15 protein-coding genes are annotated in these 16,165 nt (G+C 61.9%); 7 read left to right on the top strand and 8 right to left on the bottom strand.

Annotation, left to right across the window (positions count from 1 at the left end; translation table 11 throughout):
• Positions 1-215: 215 nt before the first annotated feature.
• The 5 genes from B1722_RS14355 to B1722_RS14335 all read right to left on the bottom strand — a co-directional run bounded on the left by B1722_RS14355 (position 216) and on the right by B1722_RS14335 (position 6,373).
• Complete coding sequence (locus B1722_RS14355) at positions 216-677, bottom strand: N-acetyltransferase (RefSeq protein ID WP_007958617.1); 462 nt, start codon at positions 675-677, stop codon at positions 216-218.
• Positions 678-791: 114 nt separating this feature from the next.
• Positions 792-1,616 (bottom strand): ethanolamine ammonia-lyase subunit EutC, encoded by an 825-nt coding sequence (gene eutC / locus B1722_RS14350; protein ID WP_086793110.1) that lies wholly within the window; start codon positions 1,614-1,616, stop codon positions 792-794.
• 5 nt (positions 1,617-1,621) lie between these two features.
• Complete coding sequence (locus B1722_RS14345) at positions 1,622-3,016, bottom strand: ethanolamine ammonia-lyase subunit EutB (protein WP_041064955.1); 1,395 nt, start codon at positions 3,014-3,016, stop codon at positions 1,622-1,624.
• A 162-nt stretch (positions 3,017-3,178) separates the two neighbouring features.
• Complete coding sequence (gene eat / locus B1722_RS14340; protein WP_041064957.1) at positions 3,179-4,549, bottom strand: ethanolamine permease; 1,371 nt, start codon at positions 4,547-4,549, stop codon at positions 3,179-3,181.
• Between the two features lie 303 nt (positions 4,550-4,852).
• Positions 4,853-6,373: an aldehyde dehydrogenase family protein gene (locus tag B1722_RS14335; RefSeq protein ID WP_041064960.1), complete on the bottom strand. Its 1,521-nt coding sequence runs from the start codon at positions 6,371-6,373 to the stop codon at positions 4,853-4,855.
• Positions 6,374-6,816: 443 nt separating this feature from the next.
• Here B1722_RS14335 and B1722_RS14330 point away from each other — a divergent pair, with 443 nt between their 5' ends.
• From B1722_RS14330 to B1722_RS14315, 4 genes are all read left to right on the top strand, one after another.
• Positions 6,817-8,730 (top strand): sigma-54-dependent Fis family transcriptional regulator, encoded by a 1,914-nt coding sequence (locus tag B1722_RS14330; protein WP_086793064.1) that lies wholly within the window; start codon positions 6,817-6,819, stop codon positions 8,728-8,730.
• Positions 8,731-8,907: 177 nt separating this feature from the next.
• Positions 8,908-10,257 (top strand): UDP-N-acetylmuramate:L-alanyl-gamma-D-glutamyl-meso-diaminopimelate ligase, encoded by a 1,350-nt coding sequence (mpl, locus tag B1722_RS14325; protein WP_047296827.1) that lies wholly within the window; start codon positions 8,908-8,910, stop codon positions 10,255-10,257.
• Positions 10,254-10,901 (top strand): flavin prenyltransferase UbiX, encoded by a 648-nt coding sequence (gene ubiX, locus B1722_RS14320; RefSeq protein ID WP_007968137.1) that lies wholly within the window; start codon positions 10,254-10,256, stop codon positions 10,899-10,901. Before mpl ends, ubiX begins: the two co-directional genes overlap by 4 nt.
• Positions 10,894-11,178, top strand: a complete 285-nt coding sequence (locus B1722_RS14315; RefSeq protein WP_007968135.1) for a YceK/YidQ family lipoprotein — start codon at positions 10,894-10,896, stop codon at positions 11,176-11,178. The genes ubiX and B1722_RS14315 overlap by 8 nt, the downstream gene beginning before the upstream one ends.
• A 162-nt stretch (positions 11,179-11,340) precedes the next feature.
• On the opposite strand, the gene B1722_RS14310 is transcribed toward B1722_RS14315, so the two are convergent.
• From B1722_RS14310 to B1722_RS14300, 3 genes are all read right to left on the bottom strand, one after another.
• Positions 11,341-11,982, bottom strand: a complete 642-nt coding sequence (locus tag B1722_RS14310; RefSeq protein WP_007968134.1) for an oxidoreductase — start codon at positions 11,980-11,982, stop codon at positions 11,341-11,343.
• A gap of 27 nt (positions 11,983-12,009) precedes the next feature.
• Positions 12,010-13,737: a C13 family peptidase gene (locus B1722_RS14305; protein ID WP_086793063.1), complete on the bottom strand. Its 1,728-nt coding sequence runs from the start codon at positions 13,735-13,737 to the stop codon at positions 12,010-12,012.
• 110 nt (positions 13,738-13,847) lie between these two features.
• Positions 13,848-14,303, bottom strand: coding sequence for a MaoC family dehydratase (locus B1722_RS14300; protein WP_003228575.1), 456 nt, complete (start codon positions 14,301-14,303; stop codon positions 13,848-13,850).
• Between the two features lie 180 nt (positions 14,304-14,483).
• Between B1722_RS14300 and B1722_RS14295 the strand changes: the two genes are divergently transcribed.
• From B1722_RS14295 to B1722_RS14285, 3 genes are read left to right on the top strand one after another with little or no spacing between them, the layout of a single operon-like run.
• Positions 14,484-14,846, top strand: coding sequence for a CidA/LrgA family protein (locus tag B1722_RS14295; RefSeq protein WP_007960615.1), 363 nt, complete (start codon positions 14,484-14,486; stop codon positions 14,844-14,846).
• Positions 14,846-15,562, top strand: coding sequence for an LrgB family protein (locus tag B1722_RS14290; protein ID WP_086793062.1), 717 nt, complete (start codon positions 14,846-14,848; stop codon positions 15,560-15,562). The genes B1722_RS14295 and B1722_RS14290 overlap by 1 nt, the downstream gene beginning before the upstream one ends.
• Before the next feature lie 10 nt (positions 15,563-15,572).
• Entirely contained in the window at positions 15,573-16,163 is a 591-nt protein-coding gene (locus tag B1722_RS14285) for an LON peptidase substrate-binding domain-containing protein (RefSeq protein ID WP_007960613.1), read from the top strand.
• The last annotated feature ends 2 nt before the right edge of the window (positions 16,164-16,165 follow it).

The raw sequence follows: 16,165 nt of genomic DNA, 5'->3' as shown, positions 1-16,165 counted from the left end.
GTTGGTTTTGTAGCGAGGGATGTCGGGGTGTGAACAAATGTCAGGCAGGCATTGAGGGTGGCGGCAAGCTTGGTGTGGCGAGGGAGCTTGCTCCCGCTGGAGGGCGGAGCACTCCCAAGCCTTGATTTGCCTGACCTGTTGAGATGACTGAGGTGGGGCTGCTTCGCAGCCCGGCGGGAGCAAGCTCCCTCGCCACAACAGGCCCTTGATGAGCGCTAGAGCTCGTCGCTGATCGGCAACACGTAGTTCTTGAACTCGGTGTCTTCCTTGAACCCGATGGACTCATAGGTTTTCTGCGCCACCTCATTGTCCGCACTGGTGGACACGCGCATGCGCACGGCCTGGGTTTCCTTGGCCATTTTCTTCGCGGTGCGGATCAGGTTGTCGGCCACCAGTTGGCGGCGGGCGTCTTCGGCGACGTAGATATCGTTGAGAATCCACACGCGCTTGAGCGACAGCGAGGAAAAGCTCGGATACAGCTGGCAGAAACCCATCAACTTCTTGTCGTCATCATCGGCCAGGGCCAGATAAATCACCGATTCCTTGCGTCGCAGGCGTTTTTCGAGAAACGCGCGGGAGGAGTCCGGGTAAGGCAGGGAACCGTAGAACTCGCGATATTTGACGAACAACGGGGTCAGCAAATCCAGGTGTTCGAGGGTCGCTTGAATAATCCGCATGATAGGTCTCGTCTTCAAGTGGCTGTCTTCAACTGCTCTGACGGCGATGGGAAACCCTGCGGCCGTGCTTCGATCCTGCCTTAAAGCAGCGCAGAAACGCAATGCGGAAACGGTTCAGGTTGTGGGTGGGGCAAGCAGGAAGTTTCCCTTCATGTCCGCACCGGTATCCGACTCCAGCGTCTGCACTTGCGCTTCGTCCTTCAGATTGACCCCCGACAGCTGCCGCCGACAGGCTTCGCGCATCAGGTACAACAAGCGATGCGCCGCCATGCCATAGCTCAAGCCCTCAAGCCGCACGTTGGAGATGCAATTGCGATAGGCATCGGTCAGCCCGACTTTTGGATTGTAGGTGAAATACACACCGAGGCTGTCGGGCGAGCTGAGGCCCGGACGCTCGCCGATCAGCATCACGACCATTTTTGCGCCCAGCAACTGACCGATCTCGTCACCGATGGCCACTCGACCCTGTTCCACCAGCACCACGGGGGCAAGTGACCAGCCGTCGGTACTCATCTGCTCCTCCAGACGGGTCAGAAACGGCAAGGTATGGCGATGCACCGCCAGCGCCGACAAACCGTCCGCCACCACAATCGCCACGTCGACCCCGACGGGATTGGCCTGCGCGTGCTCACGCAGGGCCTGCGTCGAGGTGTCGCTGAGCTTGCGCCCCAGGTCCGGACGTTGCAGGTAGCTGTTGCGATCGGTCGCCGCGCTGTGCAGCAACAAACTGTCGCGCCCGCGTTCGCGCAGTTGCGCGCTGAGCCCGGCATAATCGAACGGCAGATGCACCGCATCTCGCGCCTGAGCGTGGGCGAACTGGAAATCCAGCTGGGCACGGGTTGGCAGGCTGGTACCGGTGCGGCCCAGAGCGATGCGCGCCGGGGTCAGGCGACGCAGCTCCAGCCACGGGTTTTGCGGGTCCACAGGCGGTTTTTCCATCACACTCATCCCAGTTGCGCCAGCGCCTGGCGGAAGGCCGGCGGCAGGTTGTTGCCAAAGCGAACCTTGCCGTCCGCCTGGGTGAAAATACCCATGTTCGCCAGCCATTGCTCGAACTCCGGCGCCGGTTTCAGGCCCAAAGTCTGACGGGCGTAGAGCGCATCGTGGAACGAGGTGGTCTGGTAGTTGAGCATGATGTCGTCGGAACCGGGAATGCCCATGATGAAGTTGATCCCGGCGACACCGAGCAACGTCAGCAAGGTGTCCATATCATCCTGATCGGCTTCGGCGTGGTTGGTGTAGCAGATGTCGCAACCCATCGGCACGCCGAGCAACTTGCCGCAGAAATGATCTTCGAGGCCGGCGCGGATGATCTGCTTGCCGTTGTACAGATATTCCGGGCCGATAAAGCCGACCACGGTGTTCACCAGAAACGGCTTGAAGTGCCGCGCGACGGCGTAGGCCCGGGTTTCGCAGGTCTGCTGGTCGACACCGTGGTGGGCGTTGGCCGACAGCGCGCTGCCCTGACCGGTCTCGAAATACATCAGGTTCTGCCCGAGGGTGCCGCGCTTCAGGCTCAGCCCCGCGTCATAGCCTTCCTGCAATACATTCAGGTTGATGCCGAAACTGGCGTTCGCCGCTTCGGTGCCGGCGATCGACTGGAACACCAGATCCAGCGGCACACCACGATTGATCGCTTCGATCGAGGTGGTGACGTGGGTCAGCACACAGGCCTGAGTGGGAATGTCGTAACGCTGGATGATCGCGTCGAGCATCTCCAGCATCGCGCAGATCGAGGCGATGCTGTCGGTGGCCGGGTTGATGCCGATCATCGCGTCGCCGTTGCCGTACAGCAGGCCGTCGAGAATGCTCGCGGCGATGCCGGACGGCTCGTCGGTGGGATGGTTCGGTTGCAGGCGGGTCGACAGGCGTCCGCGTAAGCCCAGGGTGCCGCGAAACTTCGTCACCACGCGAATCTTCTGCGCCACCAGCACCAGATCCTGCACGCGCATGATTTTCGACACGGCGGCGACCATTTCCGGGGTCAGACCGGGGGCGAGGGCGCGCAGGCTGGTTTCGTCAGCGGCGTCGCTGAGCAGCCAGTCGCGGAAGCCGCCTACGGTGAGGTGGCTGACCACGGCGAAGGCTTGTTTGTCGTGGGTGTCGATGATCAGTCGGGTGACCTCATCGGTTTCGTAGGGAATCAGCGCTTCCTGCAGAAAATGCGTGAGCGGGATGTCGGCCAGCGCCATTTGCGCGGCCACGCGTTCGCCGTCGTTGAGCGCGGCAACGCCAGCCAGGAAGTCCCCCGAGCGCGCCGGGCTGGCTTTGGCCATGACGTCCTTGAGGCTGTCGAAGCGGTAGGTCTGGGCGCCGACGGAATGGGCAAATGCGGCCACAATATCCTCCTGTAAACGATAAACCCCTGTAGGAGCTGCCGCAGGCTGCGATCTTTTGACTTTGATTGTCTAAAAACAAGATTAAAAGATCGCAGCCTTCGGCAGCTCCTACAGGGTTCCAGCACAGTGCCTGGATGGGCGCTGTGCACTTTTATAAGGCAGTCAGATACCTTCGAGCATAGCGTCTGCCGGGGCGTCGGCGCGTTGTTTGGCGGTCAGCTGGAAGTACAGGTAGCCAGCGGCCATGAAGCCGAGGAACACGCAGCCGATCAGCGTGTTGAACCACGCCATCGCCACCAGGCACACCACCGCCAGAAACAACGCAATCGCCGGCACCACCGGGTAGCCCGGGGCGCGGAAGGTGCGTTCCAGGTTCGGTTCGGTTTTGCGCAGTTTGAACAGGCTGAGCATGCTGATGATGTACATCACGATTGCGCCGAACACCGACATGGTGATCATCGCGGCGGTCAGGGTCATGCCTTGCAGGTTGACCAGGCCGTCGCTGTAGATCGCCGCGATGCCAACCACACCACCGGCCAGAATCGCCCGGTGCGGGGTCTGGAAGCGCGACAGCTTGGCCAGGCTTTTCGGTAGGTAACCGGCGCGGGCGAGGGCAAAGAACTGTCGCGAGTAGCCGAGGATGATCCCGTGGAAACTCGCCACCAAGCCAAACAGGCCGATCCACACCAGCATGTGCATCCACGAGGAGTTGTTGCCGACCACGGCTTTCATCGCCTGCGGCAGTGGATCGTTGATGTTCGACAGCTGGCGCCAGTCGCCGACACCGCCGGCCATCACCATCACGCCGATGGCGAGGAACACCAGAGTCAGAATGCCGCTGACGTAAGCCCTGGGAATCGTGCGTTTCGGATCCTTGGCTTCTTCGGCGGCCATGGCCGCGCCTTCGATGGCGAGGAAGAACCAGATGGCGAACGGGATCGCTGCGAAGATCCCGGGGATCGAACCCAGTGTGAACTCGTTGGCGCCCGACCAGCCGTTGAGTACGAAGTTACTGAAGCTGAAGCCCGGCGCAACCACGCCCATGAACACCAGCAATTCAGCGACCGCCAGCACCGTGACCACCAGTTCAAAGGTGGCGGCGATGCTGACACCGAGGATGTTCAGGGTCATGAATACGAAATACGCGCCGACCGCCGCGATTTTCGGGTCGAGTCCCGGATACTGCACGTTGAGGTAGGCGCCGATGGCCATGGCAATCGCCGGTGGGGCAAAGACGAATTCGATCAGCGTGGCGATGCCGGCGATCAACCCGCCTTTTTCGCCGAACGCTCGGCGGCTGTAGGCAAACGGCCCTCCCGCGTGGGGAATCGCGGTGGTCAGTTCGGTAAAACTGAAGATGAAGCAGGTGTACATGGTCGCGACCATCAGCGCCGTGACCAGAAATCCGAGGGTGCCGGCCGTGCCCCAGCCGTAACTCCAGCCGAAGTATTCGCCGGAAATCACCAGGCCGACGGCAATGCCCCAGAGGTGCAGGGTGCCGAGTGTGGGTTTAAGCTGAGTGGTGGAAGTCATAAGTCCTCTCTGTTTTTTATTGTTCGATCTGTTGGACTTTCGGGTGCAGCGGTTGAGGTGGATGGAAGCTGTTCACGCAGCGGCAGTTTTTTTGCAAAACCTGAATGACGGGTACGCAAGTGCCGTGCCAGAGCGGCCAGGCCTTGGGGTTGTGTCATTGAGGACGCCATCGCTGGCAAGCCAGCTCCCACAGGTATCTGTGGTGTTCCCGTTATCGAGATCTGCAAAGATCCCTGTGGGAGCTGGCTTGCCAGCGATAGCTATTTGGAGGGCAACACGGAAATACCTGTGTCGCCCCGGGTTTTAGAAGAAGCCCAACGGATTGATGTCGTAGCTCACCAGCAGGTTTTTCGTCTGCTGGTAGTGATCGAGCATCATCTTGTGGGTTTCACGGCCGACGCCGGACTTCTTGTACCCGCCAAACGCGGCGTGCGCCGGGTACAGGTGATAGCAGTTGGTCCACACGCGACCGGCCTTGATCGCGCGGCCCATGCGGTAAGCGCGGTTGATGTCGCGGGTCCACAGGCCGGCACCGAGGCCGAACTCGGTGTCGTTGGCGATCGCCAGGGCTTCGGCTTCGTCCTTGAACGTGGTGATGCTCACCACCGGGCCGAAGATTTCTTCCTGGAACACGCGCATTTTGTTGGTGCCCTTGAGCAGGGTCGGCTGGATGTAATAGCCGGTCGCCAGATTGCCCTCGAGTTTTTCCACCTGGCCGCCGGTCAGCAGTTCGGCACCTTCGCCCTTGGCGATTTCCAGATACGACAGGATCTTGTCGAATTGCTGCTCGGACGCCTGAGCGCCGACCATGGTGTCGGTGTCCAGCGGGTCGCCGCGTTTGATCTGGCTGACTTTCTTCATCACCGCTTGCATGAATTCGTCATAGATCGATTCCTGAACCAGGGCACGGGACGGGCAGGTGCAGACTTCGCCCTGGTTGAAGAACGCCAGCACCAGACCTTCGGCAGCCTTCTCGATGAAGCTCGGCTCGGCCTGCATGATGTCTTCGAAGAAGATGTTCGGCGACTTGCCGCCCAGTTCCACGGTGGAAGGAATGATGTTCTCGGCGGCGCATTTCATGATGTGCGAGCCGACCGGGGTCGAGCCGGTGAAGGCGATCTTGGCGATGCGTTTGCTGGTGGCCAGTGCTTCGCCGGCTTCTTTGCCGAAGCCTTGCACCACGTTGAGCACGCCCGGTGGCAGCAGATCACCGATCAGCTCCATCAGCACGCAGATGCCCAACGGCGTCTGCTCGGCAGGTTTGAGCACCACGCAGTTGCCGGCGGCCAGTGCCGGGGCGAGTTTCCACGCGGCCATCAGCAGCGGGAAGTTCCACGGGATGATCTGGCCGACCACGCCCAGCGGTTCGTGGATGTGGTAGGCCACGGTGTTGCCGTCGATTTCGGCCGCGCTGCCTTCCTGGGCGCGCAGGCAACCGGCGAAGTAGCGGAAGTGGTCGGCCGCCAGCGGGATGTCGGCGTTGAGGGTTTCGCGGATGGCTTTGCCGTTGTCCCAGGTTTCGGTGATCGCCAGCAGTTCGAGGTTCTGTTCGATGCGGTCGGCGATTTTCAGCAGGATCAGCGAGCGCGCCTGCACCGAGGTTGCGCCCCACGCGTCGGCAGCGGCGTGGGCGGCGTCCAGTGCCTTGTCGATGTCTTCGGCAGTGGAACGGGGGAATTCGGCAATCGGTTGGCCATTCACTGGCGAGGTATTGGTGAAGTACTGACCTTTGACAGGCGCGACGAACTCGCCGCCGATGTAGTTACCGTACTTGCTCTTGAACGAGACTTTGGCGCCTTCAGTACCGGGGTGAGCGTAACGCATGATGTTGTTCTCCTTGGCTTTGTACTTATTAGAGAAACGCGCAAGTGCGCTTGCTATAAGCGTAGAGCAAAGGTCGGGCCACTGCCGTGCAGGGCAGGCAAATCAAGGCTTTGCGTATTTTTTGTCGGACGGGCGGGCGGCGCCTGTGATGGTTTCGGTACAGAGGGGGTGACAGTTTGTACCGCTTTTGGCACAGCCAGTGACCGGCTGGTCTTGCCAGCATTGCAATGCGCCGATGGCTGGAGGATGCTGACTGCCAATCGCCCAGTGGTTGATTTTTGTGGCGAGGGAGCTTGCTCCCGCTGGGCTGCGCAGCAGTCCTGAAATGTTTACCGCTCCTATACTTTGGCGAGCGCTTCGCACTCGAGCGGGAGCAAGCTCCCTCGCCACAGGTCAGTGTTGGTAGTCTGAAAGGGTCGACCTTTCGGGGAGAATAATAAGAAATGCACGACAACCATTTGAGTCGCCATGCCCAGCAGGTTCTCACCGTCAGTCAGGGCAAGCCGCACCTGCACGGGCCGGGTGCCGATCCGTCGATTGCCCGCTCGTGGCTGCGCTGTCTTGAGGACTACCACCTCGATCCGGCCCTGACCATGGCGCCTACGGTGCTCGAACACGGACGCGTCCTCGAAAGCCGCGAGCGTCTGCAACAGGTGTTGCAAATCGCCGGCAATGAAATGAGCAGCCTGCATCAACAACTGTCCGGCGCCGGTCATGCGGTGCTGTTGACCGATGCGCGAGGAGTGATCCTCAACTGCGTCACCGCACCCGCCGAGCGCAAGATATTCGAACGTGCCGGCCTGTGGCTCGGCGCCGACTGGAGCGAAGCCTGCGAAGGCACCAACGGCATCGGCACTTGCCTGGTCGAGCGCCAGGCGCTGACCATCCACCAGGACGAACACTTTCGCGGTCGCCACACCGGCCTGACCTGCTCGGCGAGCCCGGTGTTCGACCCGCACGGCGAATTGCTGGCGGTGCTCGACGTGTCCTCGGCGCGCCACGACGTTTCGCGCCAGAGCCAGTTCCACACCATGGCGCTGGTCAATCTGTCGGCGAAGATGATCGAGAGCTGCTATTTCCTGCGTTGCTTCGATAACCAGTGGTTGCTGCGTTTTCATCTGCAGGCCGAATCCGTCGGCTTGTTCAGCGAAGGGCTGCTGGCGTTTGACGGCGAAGGGCGGATCAGCGCGGTCAACCAGAGTGCGCTGAACCTGTTGGGGCATATTCGCGGTGGTTTGCTCGGCAAGCCGGTGGAAGCGTTTTTCGATTGCTCGCTGGATGAACTGCTCGGTCGTGCCAGCGCCAATGCCAGCGCCAGTTGGCCGCTGCGCACCCGCGATGGGCGGCATCTGTTTGCCTTGCTGCGTGGCGAGTCGCGCAAACCGGCGAAGATCATGCCGGCCCCGGTCGTGGCCAAAGCTCAGCCACTGGCGGGCATCTGCCTCGGTGACGCCGCGCTGCAAGCGGATTTTCGCAAGGCGCTGCGGGTATTCGAGCGCGACGTGCCGCTGCTGATCAATGGCGAAACCGGCTCAGGCAAGGAAGCCTTCGCCAAAGCTGTGCATCATGCCAGCCAGCGTGCCAACAAAGCCTTCGTCGCCCTCAACTGTGCGGCGATCCCCGAGAGCCTGATCGAGAGCGAGCTGTTCGGTTATCGCGGTGGCAGTTTCACTGGCGCGCGCAAGGACGGCATGCGCGGCAAGCTGCAGCAGGCCGATGGCGGCACCTTGTTTCTCGATGAAATCGGTGACATGCCGCTGGCGCTGCAAACCCGTTTGCTGCGTGTGCTGGAAGACCGGCAGGTGGTGCCGATCGGCGGCGAGCCGGAGGCGGTCAACGTGCGGATCATCAGCGCCACGCATCGCCATCTGCTGGAGCGGGTCGAAGACGGCAGCTTCCGTGAAGACCTGTATTACCGGCTCAATGGCCTCGAAGTTGCGCTGCCGGCGCTGCGCGAACGCAGTGATAAATCGCAGTTGCTGGATTTCCTGCTGGCCGAGGAGGCTGGCGGCGAGACAATCGTGATTGACGAGGAGGCCCGTCAGGCGTTGCTGGCGTTCAACTGGCCGGGCAACGTGCGGCAGTTGCGCAATGTTCTGCGCACGCTGGCGGCGTTGTGCGATGAAGGGCGGATCGGGCTGGACGATTTGCCGGCGATGATTCGCCAGGCGCGGCCGCCGTTGGAGCTGAGGGCTGCTGAGTCCGAGTATCCACTAGAGGACGCCGAGCGTTTGGCGTTGCTCACTGCGCTGGAGCAGACCCGTTGGCACATGACCCAGACTGCGCAGCAGCTCGGCGTCAGCCGCAATACCCTCTACAGAAAGCTGCGTAAACACGGTATCGCCCGAACCGCATAAATCCCCCTGTAGGAGCTGCTGGAGGCTGCGATCTTTTGATCTTGTTCTTTACAGGATCAAAAGATCGCAGCCTCGTTGCACTCGTCAGCTCCTACAGGTGGGGTGATGGTGATCAGCTAAAGAGTGCGATTTCCCCCTCCCTGCGCTAACCTGCGGCCATGTTTTACGAGGTCGACTATGCACATTCATATTCTGGGTATCTGCGGGACTTTCATGGGCTCGATGGCGGTTCTGGCCAAAGAGCTGGGCCATCACGTGACCGGCTCCGATGCCAACGTCTATCCGCCGATGAGCACGCAGCTTGAGGCCCAGGGCATTCAACTGACCCAGGGCTATGACCCAGCGCAGCTCGATCCGGCGCCGGATCTGGTGGTGATCGGCAACGCCATGTCGCGCGGCAACCCGGCGGTGGAATATGTGCTGAACAAAGGCTTGCCGTACGTCTCCGGCCCGCAATGGCTGGCCGATCATGTGCTGCAAGGGCGCTGGGTGCTGGCGGTGGCCGGTACGCACGGCAAAACCACCACCAGCAGCATGCTCGCCTGGGTGCTGGAACACGCCGGCATGAGCCCGGGGTTCCTGATTGGCGGCGTGCCGCAGAATTTCTCGGTGTCGGCCCGTCTGGGCGGTACGCCGTTTTTCGTGATTGAGGCTGACGAGTACGACAGCGCCTTCTTCGACAAGCGTTCGAAGTTTGTCCACTACCGTCCGCGCACTGCGATCCTCAACAACCTTGAGTTCGATCACGCCGACATCTTCCCCGATCTGCCGGCCATCGAGCGGCAGTTCCACCACTTGGTGCGCACTATTCCGAGTGAAGGTCTGGTGATTCACCCGACCACCGAACCGGCCTTGCAGCGCGTGATCGAAATGGGCTGCTGGACTCCAGTGCAAACCACCGGTGCCGGCGGTCAGTGGCAGGTCAAGTTGCTCAAGGACGACGGCTCGGCGTTCGAAGTGCTGTTCGAAGGTGAGTCCCAAGGCACCGTTGAATGGGAATTGACCGGTCAGCACAACGTCGCCAACGCCTTGGCTGCTCTTGCAGCGGCGCGGCATGTCGGTGTGGTGCCTGCGATGGGCATCGCCGGCTTGAGCGCGTTCAAGAACGTCAAGCGCCGAATGGAGAAGGTCGCCGAAGTGCGCGGCATCACCATCTACGACGACTTCGCCCACCACCCGACGGCCATCGCCACCACCCTCGATGGCTTGCGCAAGCGCATCGGCGACGCACCGCTGATCGCGATCATCGAACCGCGCTCCAACTCGATGAAGCTCGGCGCGCACCGTGACGGTCTGCCGGACAGCGTGGTCGATGCCGATCAGGTGATCTGGTATGCCCCGGCCAACCTCGGTTGGGATCTGGCAGCCACCGCGGCACTGTGCAGCGTGCCGTCGATTGTCAGCGACTCGCTGGAAGGCATCATCGAACGGGTGAAGAGCCAGGCGCAACCCGGCACCCACGTGGTGATCATGAGCAACGGCGGCTTCGGCGGCCTGCACGGCAAGCTCGCCGAGGCACTGCAATGAACACGTTCGCCCAGAGCGGCGGTCCGGAGCGCATCACGCTGGCGATGACCGGCGCGTCCGGCGCGCAGTACGGTTTGCGCCTGCTCGATTGCCTGGTGCGCGAAGATCGTGAAGTGCACTTCCTGATCTCCAAGGCCGCGCAACTGGTGATGGCCACCGAGACCGATGTCACGCTGCCGCCCAAGCCGCAAATGATGCAGGCGTTTCTCACCGAGTACACCGGGGCCGCCGCCGGGCAGATCCGTGTGTACGGCAAGGAAGACTGGATGTCGCCGGTGGCCTCGGGCTCCGGCGCGCCAGCGGCGATGGTTGTGGTGCCGTGTTCCACCGGTACCCTGTCGGCGATTGCCACCGGTGCCTGCAACAATCTGATCGAACGCGCAGCGGACGTCACCTTGAAGGAGCGTCGCCAGTTGATTCTGGTGCCGCGGGAGGCGCCGTATTCGAGCATTCATCTGGAACACATGCTCAAGCTGTCGAACATGGGCGTGACCATCCTGCCGGCCTCGCCGGGTTTCTATCACCAGCCGCAGACCATCGACGACCTGATCGATTTCGTCGTCGCGCGGATTCTCAATCTGTTGGGCATTCCGCAGGACATGCTGCCGCGTTGGGGCGAGCATCATCTGAGCAGCGATGAATAAGCTGTTGGTGATTGCGCTGGCGCTGCAACTGGCCGGCTGCGCCACCGCGCGCACGCTGGATGCCGCCAAGCCGGGGGCGCCGGTGGTGTATTCCGGGACACGCCTGGATTTGTACGCGATGAATGGCGGGTGCTGTGCGATGGATCGCTTCGGTGCTGAGGCGCCGAGTTATCCGGGGGTGGACCTGCCGGCGAGTGCGTTGCTCGATACGCTGCTGTTGCCGCTGTCGTTGCTGACCGTGATCGGCGTTGGGTTTCAGGCGACGGGTGGATTGTAGGGGAGTGCTGCGCACTCCTGTGGCGAGGGAGCTTGCTCCCGCTGGGCTGCGACGCGGCCCCAAACCCCACGACTAAATCCTTCAGATACACCGCATTATTCAGGGCTGGCGACTGCTGCGCAGTCGAGCGGGAGCAAGCTCCCTCTCCACAAAGTCCTGCTGTTATTTGCCGAGCTTGCGCAGCTCATCCGACTCGACGATCCGCACCCCATCCTGTTCTTCCAGCGCCAGACGCCACATCGCCCGGGCCAGTTGGCAGGCTTCGATGCCGCGGTATTTGCCGGGAATCAATTTGGAAAACGGCGCGGCCAGTTGTTCGCCCAGGCGCGGCTCGGTGCGATCGCCCAGCAACAGCGATGGTCGGCAGATGGTCAGTTGCGGCCAGTCCTGCGCGCGCAACGCCTGCTCCATCTCACCTTTGACCCGGTTGTAGAAAATCGACGATTTCGGATCGGCGCCCAGTGCGCTGATCACGATCAGGTGCCGCGCGCCCATCTCCCGCGCACGTTTGGCGAACGCCACGACCATGTCCAGATCCACCGCGCGGAACGCGGCTTCGGAACCCGCCTGTTTGATCGTGGTGCCGAGGCAGCAATAGGCGATATCGACGCGACCACTGAGTTGCGGCAGAAACGCCTGCGGGTCGCCCACCGGGTTTTCCAGGTGCGGATGTTCCGCCAGTGGCCGGCGGGACGGGGCGAGCACGCGGGTGATCGTCGGCTCGTTGAGCAAACGGTCGAGCAGGTGCTCACCGGTCAGTCCGGTGGCTCCGGCAAGCAATACGTGCTGAGGCGTCAAGTACATAGTGTTTCTCCCTTGATACTGTTCAGCTTAGTTGCTGTTTGTGGCTCCGTCGTTCAACGCAGCACTCTGCAACGCTTTTCTGGCCTGCTGCTTACGCAGCAGTTGCCAGTGCGCCAGCACGGTTTTCGGTGCCCAGATCTGCGGCTCCGAGGCTTCGAAGTTGTCCGCCAGTTCGCGCTCTGCGACGGTGGCCTTGGCCAGTTTGAAGGCTTGCTCGAGGTCGTCGGTCTGGTTCAGCGCCTGAGCGAACAAGGCGTCGCCGAAGTAGGTGAAGTTGGCTTCTTCCGAGCAACCGAACGACACGCGGTCGGCGCGCGAGGCGGTCATGATCAGGGTGCGCTCATCTTTCAGCGCGGGGATGAAACCACCGGAATAGCACGATGAAATCACGATCACCTTGTCGCGATTTTTCAGCGGCGCCAGCACCGTGGCGAGTTCGTCGGCGGGCAGGTCGGCCAGCTCCATGCGCGGCTGATCGAGCACCAGCTCGTGTTCGGCGGTGCCGTGGCTGGTCAGGTAGATGAACACCAGGTCTTCCGGGCCGCTGCGCTCTGCCAGGGTCTGCGCGGCGCGGCGCAGGTTTTCGCGGGTGGCCATTGGCCGGTCGGTGAGGTGGTCACGGTGGTTGACCAGGCGAATCTGGCCGAAAGCGCCGAAACGTGTGGTGAGCATGTTGGCGACGTAGTCGGACTCGCGCAGGAACACGCTTTGCTTGCCGTCGCCACCGAGGGTCAGGGTGTACAGCTCCACCGCCGGGGTCGAGGCGGGCACGGCGGCCAGCGCGTTATCGAGCAGGCGGCCCTGGGCCAGCAGACCGAGTTCGAGGGTGTCGGGCAGCAGCTTGCCGTCGGCGTCACGCACGCGCTGGCCGTTGATCCAGGTGCCGCTGAGTACGGTGCCGTCGGTCAGCACCAGGGTGCCGCGCCCGGCGTAGCTGTCGCTGTCGAACTCGCCGATGTAGAAGCTGCCGTCAGACAGGTTCAAGCGGCCCTGGCCGCTGAAGCGCCAGTCATTGAAATAGCCGATGTAGTGGCTGCCGTCGGCGCCGATCAATTCGCCCTTGCCGGTCAGCGCGCCTTCCTTGAACTGGCCGAGCCAAACGTCGCCGTCGGCGTTTTCATAGCGGCCCTTGCCGTGCAGCTGGCTGTTCTTGAAGCCGCCGACATAGATGTCGCCATCGGCGCTGTTGAAGGTGCCATTGCCTTCGAGCTGGCCGTTGACGAAATGGCCGCTGAAGGTATTGCCGCTAGAGTCGCCGCGCTGGCCTTCGCCGTTGGGTTTGCCGTGGGCGAATTGGCCCTGATAGGCGCTGCCGTCGTCCATTTCCAGACGCCCCAGCCCGGAATACTGGTCAGCCTTGAACTCGCCACGGTAGGTCATGCCGTTTTCTTTCAGCGTGCCTTCGCCATCGCGTCGGCCCTGCTTGAAACCGCCGGTGTAACTGCTGGCGTTGGTGGTCAGACTGCCTTGGCCGTCGAACAGGCCCTGCTGGAACTGGCCGCGATAAACCTCGCCGTTGCTGCCGTGCCATTCGCCCTGGCCATGCCATTGGCCCTTGTCGAACTGCCCGGCGTACCAACTGCCGTTGGGATAGTCGACGCGGCCCTGGCCTTGCAGCAAGCCGTTCACCAGTTCACCGCGATAGCGTCCGCCGTCCGGCAGGCGTGCATCCGGGGGCAGCAGCGATTCGCCGTCGCCGCACGCGGTGAGCATCAGGGTCAGGGCAAGGGGTGCAAGAGAAGCGAGTGGGCGCATAGCGGGATCCGGGCAATTAGGCGACCGAGTATGCCGCAGCCATGTGACCTTATACAGCCGGGAAAACAGCGCGGATGCGAAACAGCGTGCGCTGTTTCGCATCCGGTGACTCAAACGAAGCAGAGCGACAGCGGTTCGGCGATATAGGCCGGTTTGTCCGAGCCTTCTATCTCAAGCGTCGCGGTGGCCTTGAGCAGCCATTGACCGGGTTTTTTCTCGGTCACTTCGGCCAGGTCGACTTTCAGGCGCACTTTTGAATTGACCTTCACCGGCTGGATGAAACGCACGCTGTCCAGACCGTAATTGACCACCATCTTCAGGCCTTGCGGCAGCACGAGGATGTCTTCCATCAGTTTCGGGATCAGCGACAACGACAGGAAACCGTGTGCAATGGTGCTGCCAAATGGCGTTTGCGCGGCTTTGACCGGGTCGACATGGATGAACTGATAATCCCCGGTGGCTTCGGCGAACAGGTTGATGCGCTCCTGATCGATGGTGAGCCATTCGGAACGTCCGAGTTCCTTGCCGACATAATCTTTGAGCTCTGCAACGGGAACATAGGGCATTGAGACTCTCCTTGGGTTCATCGGTTTTATAGTTTTTCAGGTGGGGGATTTGACCGCCCTGCGAACCACTGTAGATCATCATGGCGTTTTGCTCCGGTCAACCGACCATGCTTTTGGCGAATGCCGATCCATAGCGCCGCCGTGCTTATAATGCCGAGGACTTGCGGGGGGAGATGTCTGATGTTGTTACGTGGCCTGACCATGCTGGTGCTGTTTCAACTGCTCGGCACGGCACTCAACCATTTGCTGTTGCCGGTGCTGCCGGGGCCGATCATCGGTCTGCTGCTGTTGCTGGTGTTCCTGATCATTCGCGGTGAAGTCGGCGAGCCGCTGAACCTCGCCGCCGGCAGCCTGTTGCGTTATCTGCCGTTGCTGCTGGTGCCGCCGGCGGTGGGCGTGATGGTTTATGCGAGCGACATTGCTGCTGATTTCTGGGCGATTGTCGGCGCGCTGGTGCTGTCGTTGATCCTGTCGATGGCCTTCGCCGGGGTGCTGATGCAACGGCTGGTCAAGCGTCACGCACCGAACTCGGAGGACGCTTGATGCTTTTCGATTGGCAAGGTGCCTGGGCTTCGGTGATTCATCATCCGCTGTTCGGCATCGGCATCACCCTCGGTGCCTATCAACTGGTGCTGGCGGCGTTCGAGAAAACCCGCTGGATCTTTCTGCAGCCGGTGCTGGTCTCCATGCTGTTGGTGATCGGCGTGCTGGTCGGCTGCGGCCTGACGTATGCCGAGTACCGCAAGAGCACCGAGATCCTCAGAATTCTATTGGGCCCGGCGACGGTGGCGTTGGCGGTGCCGTTGTATCTGAACCTCAAGCGCATCCGCCAATTGTTCTGGCCGATTTTTACTACGCTGGTGATAGGCGGTGTAGTCGCCACGGGCATGGGCGTGTTGCTCGGCTGGTGGTTCGGCGCCGAGCACATGATTTTGATGACCATGGCGCCAAAGTCGGTGACTTCGCCGATTGCGATGCTGGTGGCCGAGCAGATCGGTGGCGTGGCGGCGCTGGCGGCGGTGTTCGTGTTGATCACCGGGGTGATTGGCGCGATCTTCGGCCCGGCGTTGCTGACCCGGCTCGGCGTGCACAGTCCTGAAGCGCGGGGCATGGCGCTGGGCATGACCGCACACGCGGTCGGCACCTCGGTGGCGCTGCAGGAAAGCGATGAGTGCGGCGCCTTCGCGGCGCTGGCGATGAGTCTGATGGGCGTGGCCACGGCAGTGTTCCTGCCGTTGGCGGTGTCGATGGTGGTCTAAGGAAATGTCTATGAGTCTGCCGCTTTTCCCGCTGAACACAGTGCTGTTTCCCGGCTGCAACCTCGACTTGCAGATCTTCGAGGCGCGCTACCTGGACATGATCGGCCGCTGCATGAAACAGGGTGGCGGCTTTGGCGTAGTGTGCATCCTCGACGGCCACGAAGTCGGCGTCGCGCCCGAAGGCTTTGCCCTGGTCGGCTGCGAGGCGCGGATCACCGATTTTCAGCAACAGGACAACGGCCTGCTGGGGATCCGGGTGCAGGGCGGGCGGCGTTTTCAGGTGTTGCGCACAGAGGTGCAGCGCGATCAGTTGATCCTCGCCGACGTCGAATGGCTGGACGATGAGCCGGAGCAACCGCTGCAGGACGAAGACGCCGATCTGGTGGCGCTGCTCAAGGCTTTGGCCGAGCACCCGATGGTCGAGGCGCTGAACATGGGCACCGAAGCGCTGGGGCAGCAGTCGCTGGCCAATCAACTGGCGTATCTGCTGCCGTTCGCCGAAGAAGACAAGATCGACCTGCTGCAACTCGACGATCCGCAGCAGCGACTGGATGCGATCCAGGCGCTGCTCGATGAGCTGCAGGGCGAGCTGTTCGCCTGAGT

It is taken from the genome of Pseudomonas sp. SCPG-7 (genome assembly GCF_002156405.1).
Lineage (GTDB): Bacteria > Pseudomonadota > Gammaproteobacteria > Pseudomonadales > Pseudomonadaceae > Aquipseudomonas > Aquipseudomonas parakoreensis.
This window is presented reverse-complemented; position numbering and strand designations above follow the sequence as displayed.

Excerpts from the sequence above, each read along its gene's own strand:
- B1722_RS14355 (WP_007958617.1), bottom strand. The coding sequence starts at position 677 with ATGCGGATTATTCAAGCGACCCTCGAACACCTGGATTTGCTGACCCCG.
- eutC (WP_086793110.1), bottom strand. The coding sequence starts at position 1,616 with ATGGAAAAACCGCCTGTGGACCCGCAAAACCCGTGGCTGGAGCTGCGT.
- eat (WP_041064957.1), bottom strand. The coding sequence starts at position 4,549 with ATGACTTCCACCACTCAGCTTAAACCCACACTCGGCACCCTGCACCTC.
- B1722_RS14335 (WP_041064960.1), bottom strand. The coding sequence starts at position 6,373 with ATGCGTTACGCTCACCCCGGTACTGAAGGCGCCAAAGTCTCGTTCAAG.
- B1722_RS14330 (WP_086793064.1), top strand. The coding sequence starts at position 6,817 with ATGCACGACAACCATTTGAGTCGCCATGCCCAGCAGGTTCTCACCGTC.
- mpl (WP_047296827.1), top strand. The coding sequence starts at position 8,908 with ATGCACATTCATATTCTGGGTATCTGCGGGACTTTCATGGGCTCGATG.
- ubiX (WP_007968137.1), top strand. The coding sequence starts at position 10,254 with ATGAACACGTTCGCCCAGAGCGGCGGTCCGGAGCGCATCACGCTGGCG.
- B1722_RS14315 (WP_007968135.1), top strand. The coding sequence starts at position 10,894 with ATGAATAAGCTGTTGGTGATTGCGCTGGCGCTGCAACTGGCCGGCTGC.
- B1722_RS14310 (WP_007968134.1), bottom strand. The coding sequence starts at position 11,982 with ATGTACTTGACGCCTCAGCACGTATTGCTTGCCGGAGCCACCGGACTG.
- B1722_RS14305 (WP_086793063.1), bottom strand. The coding sequence starts at position 13,737 with ATGCGCCCACTCGCTTCTCTTGCACCCCTTGCCCTGACCCTGATGCTC.
- B1722_RS14300 (WP_003228575.1), bottom strand. The coding sequence starts at position 14,303 with ATGCCCTATGTTCCCGTTGCAGAGCTCAAAGATTATGTCGGCAAGGAA.
- B1722_RS14295 (WP_007960615.1), top strand. The coding sequence starts at position 14,484 with ATGTTGTTACGTGGCCTGACCATGCTGGTGCTGTTTCAACTGCTCGGC.
- B1722_RS14290 (WP_086793062.1), top strand. The coding sequence starts at position 14,846 with ATGCTTTTCGATTGGCAAGGTGCCTGGGCTTCGGTGATTCATCATCCG.
- B1722_RS14285 (WP_007960613.1), top strand. The coding sequence starts at position 15,573 with ATGAGTCTGCCGCTTTTCCCGCTGAACACAGTGCTGTTTCCCGGCTGC.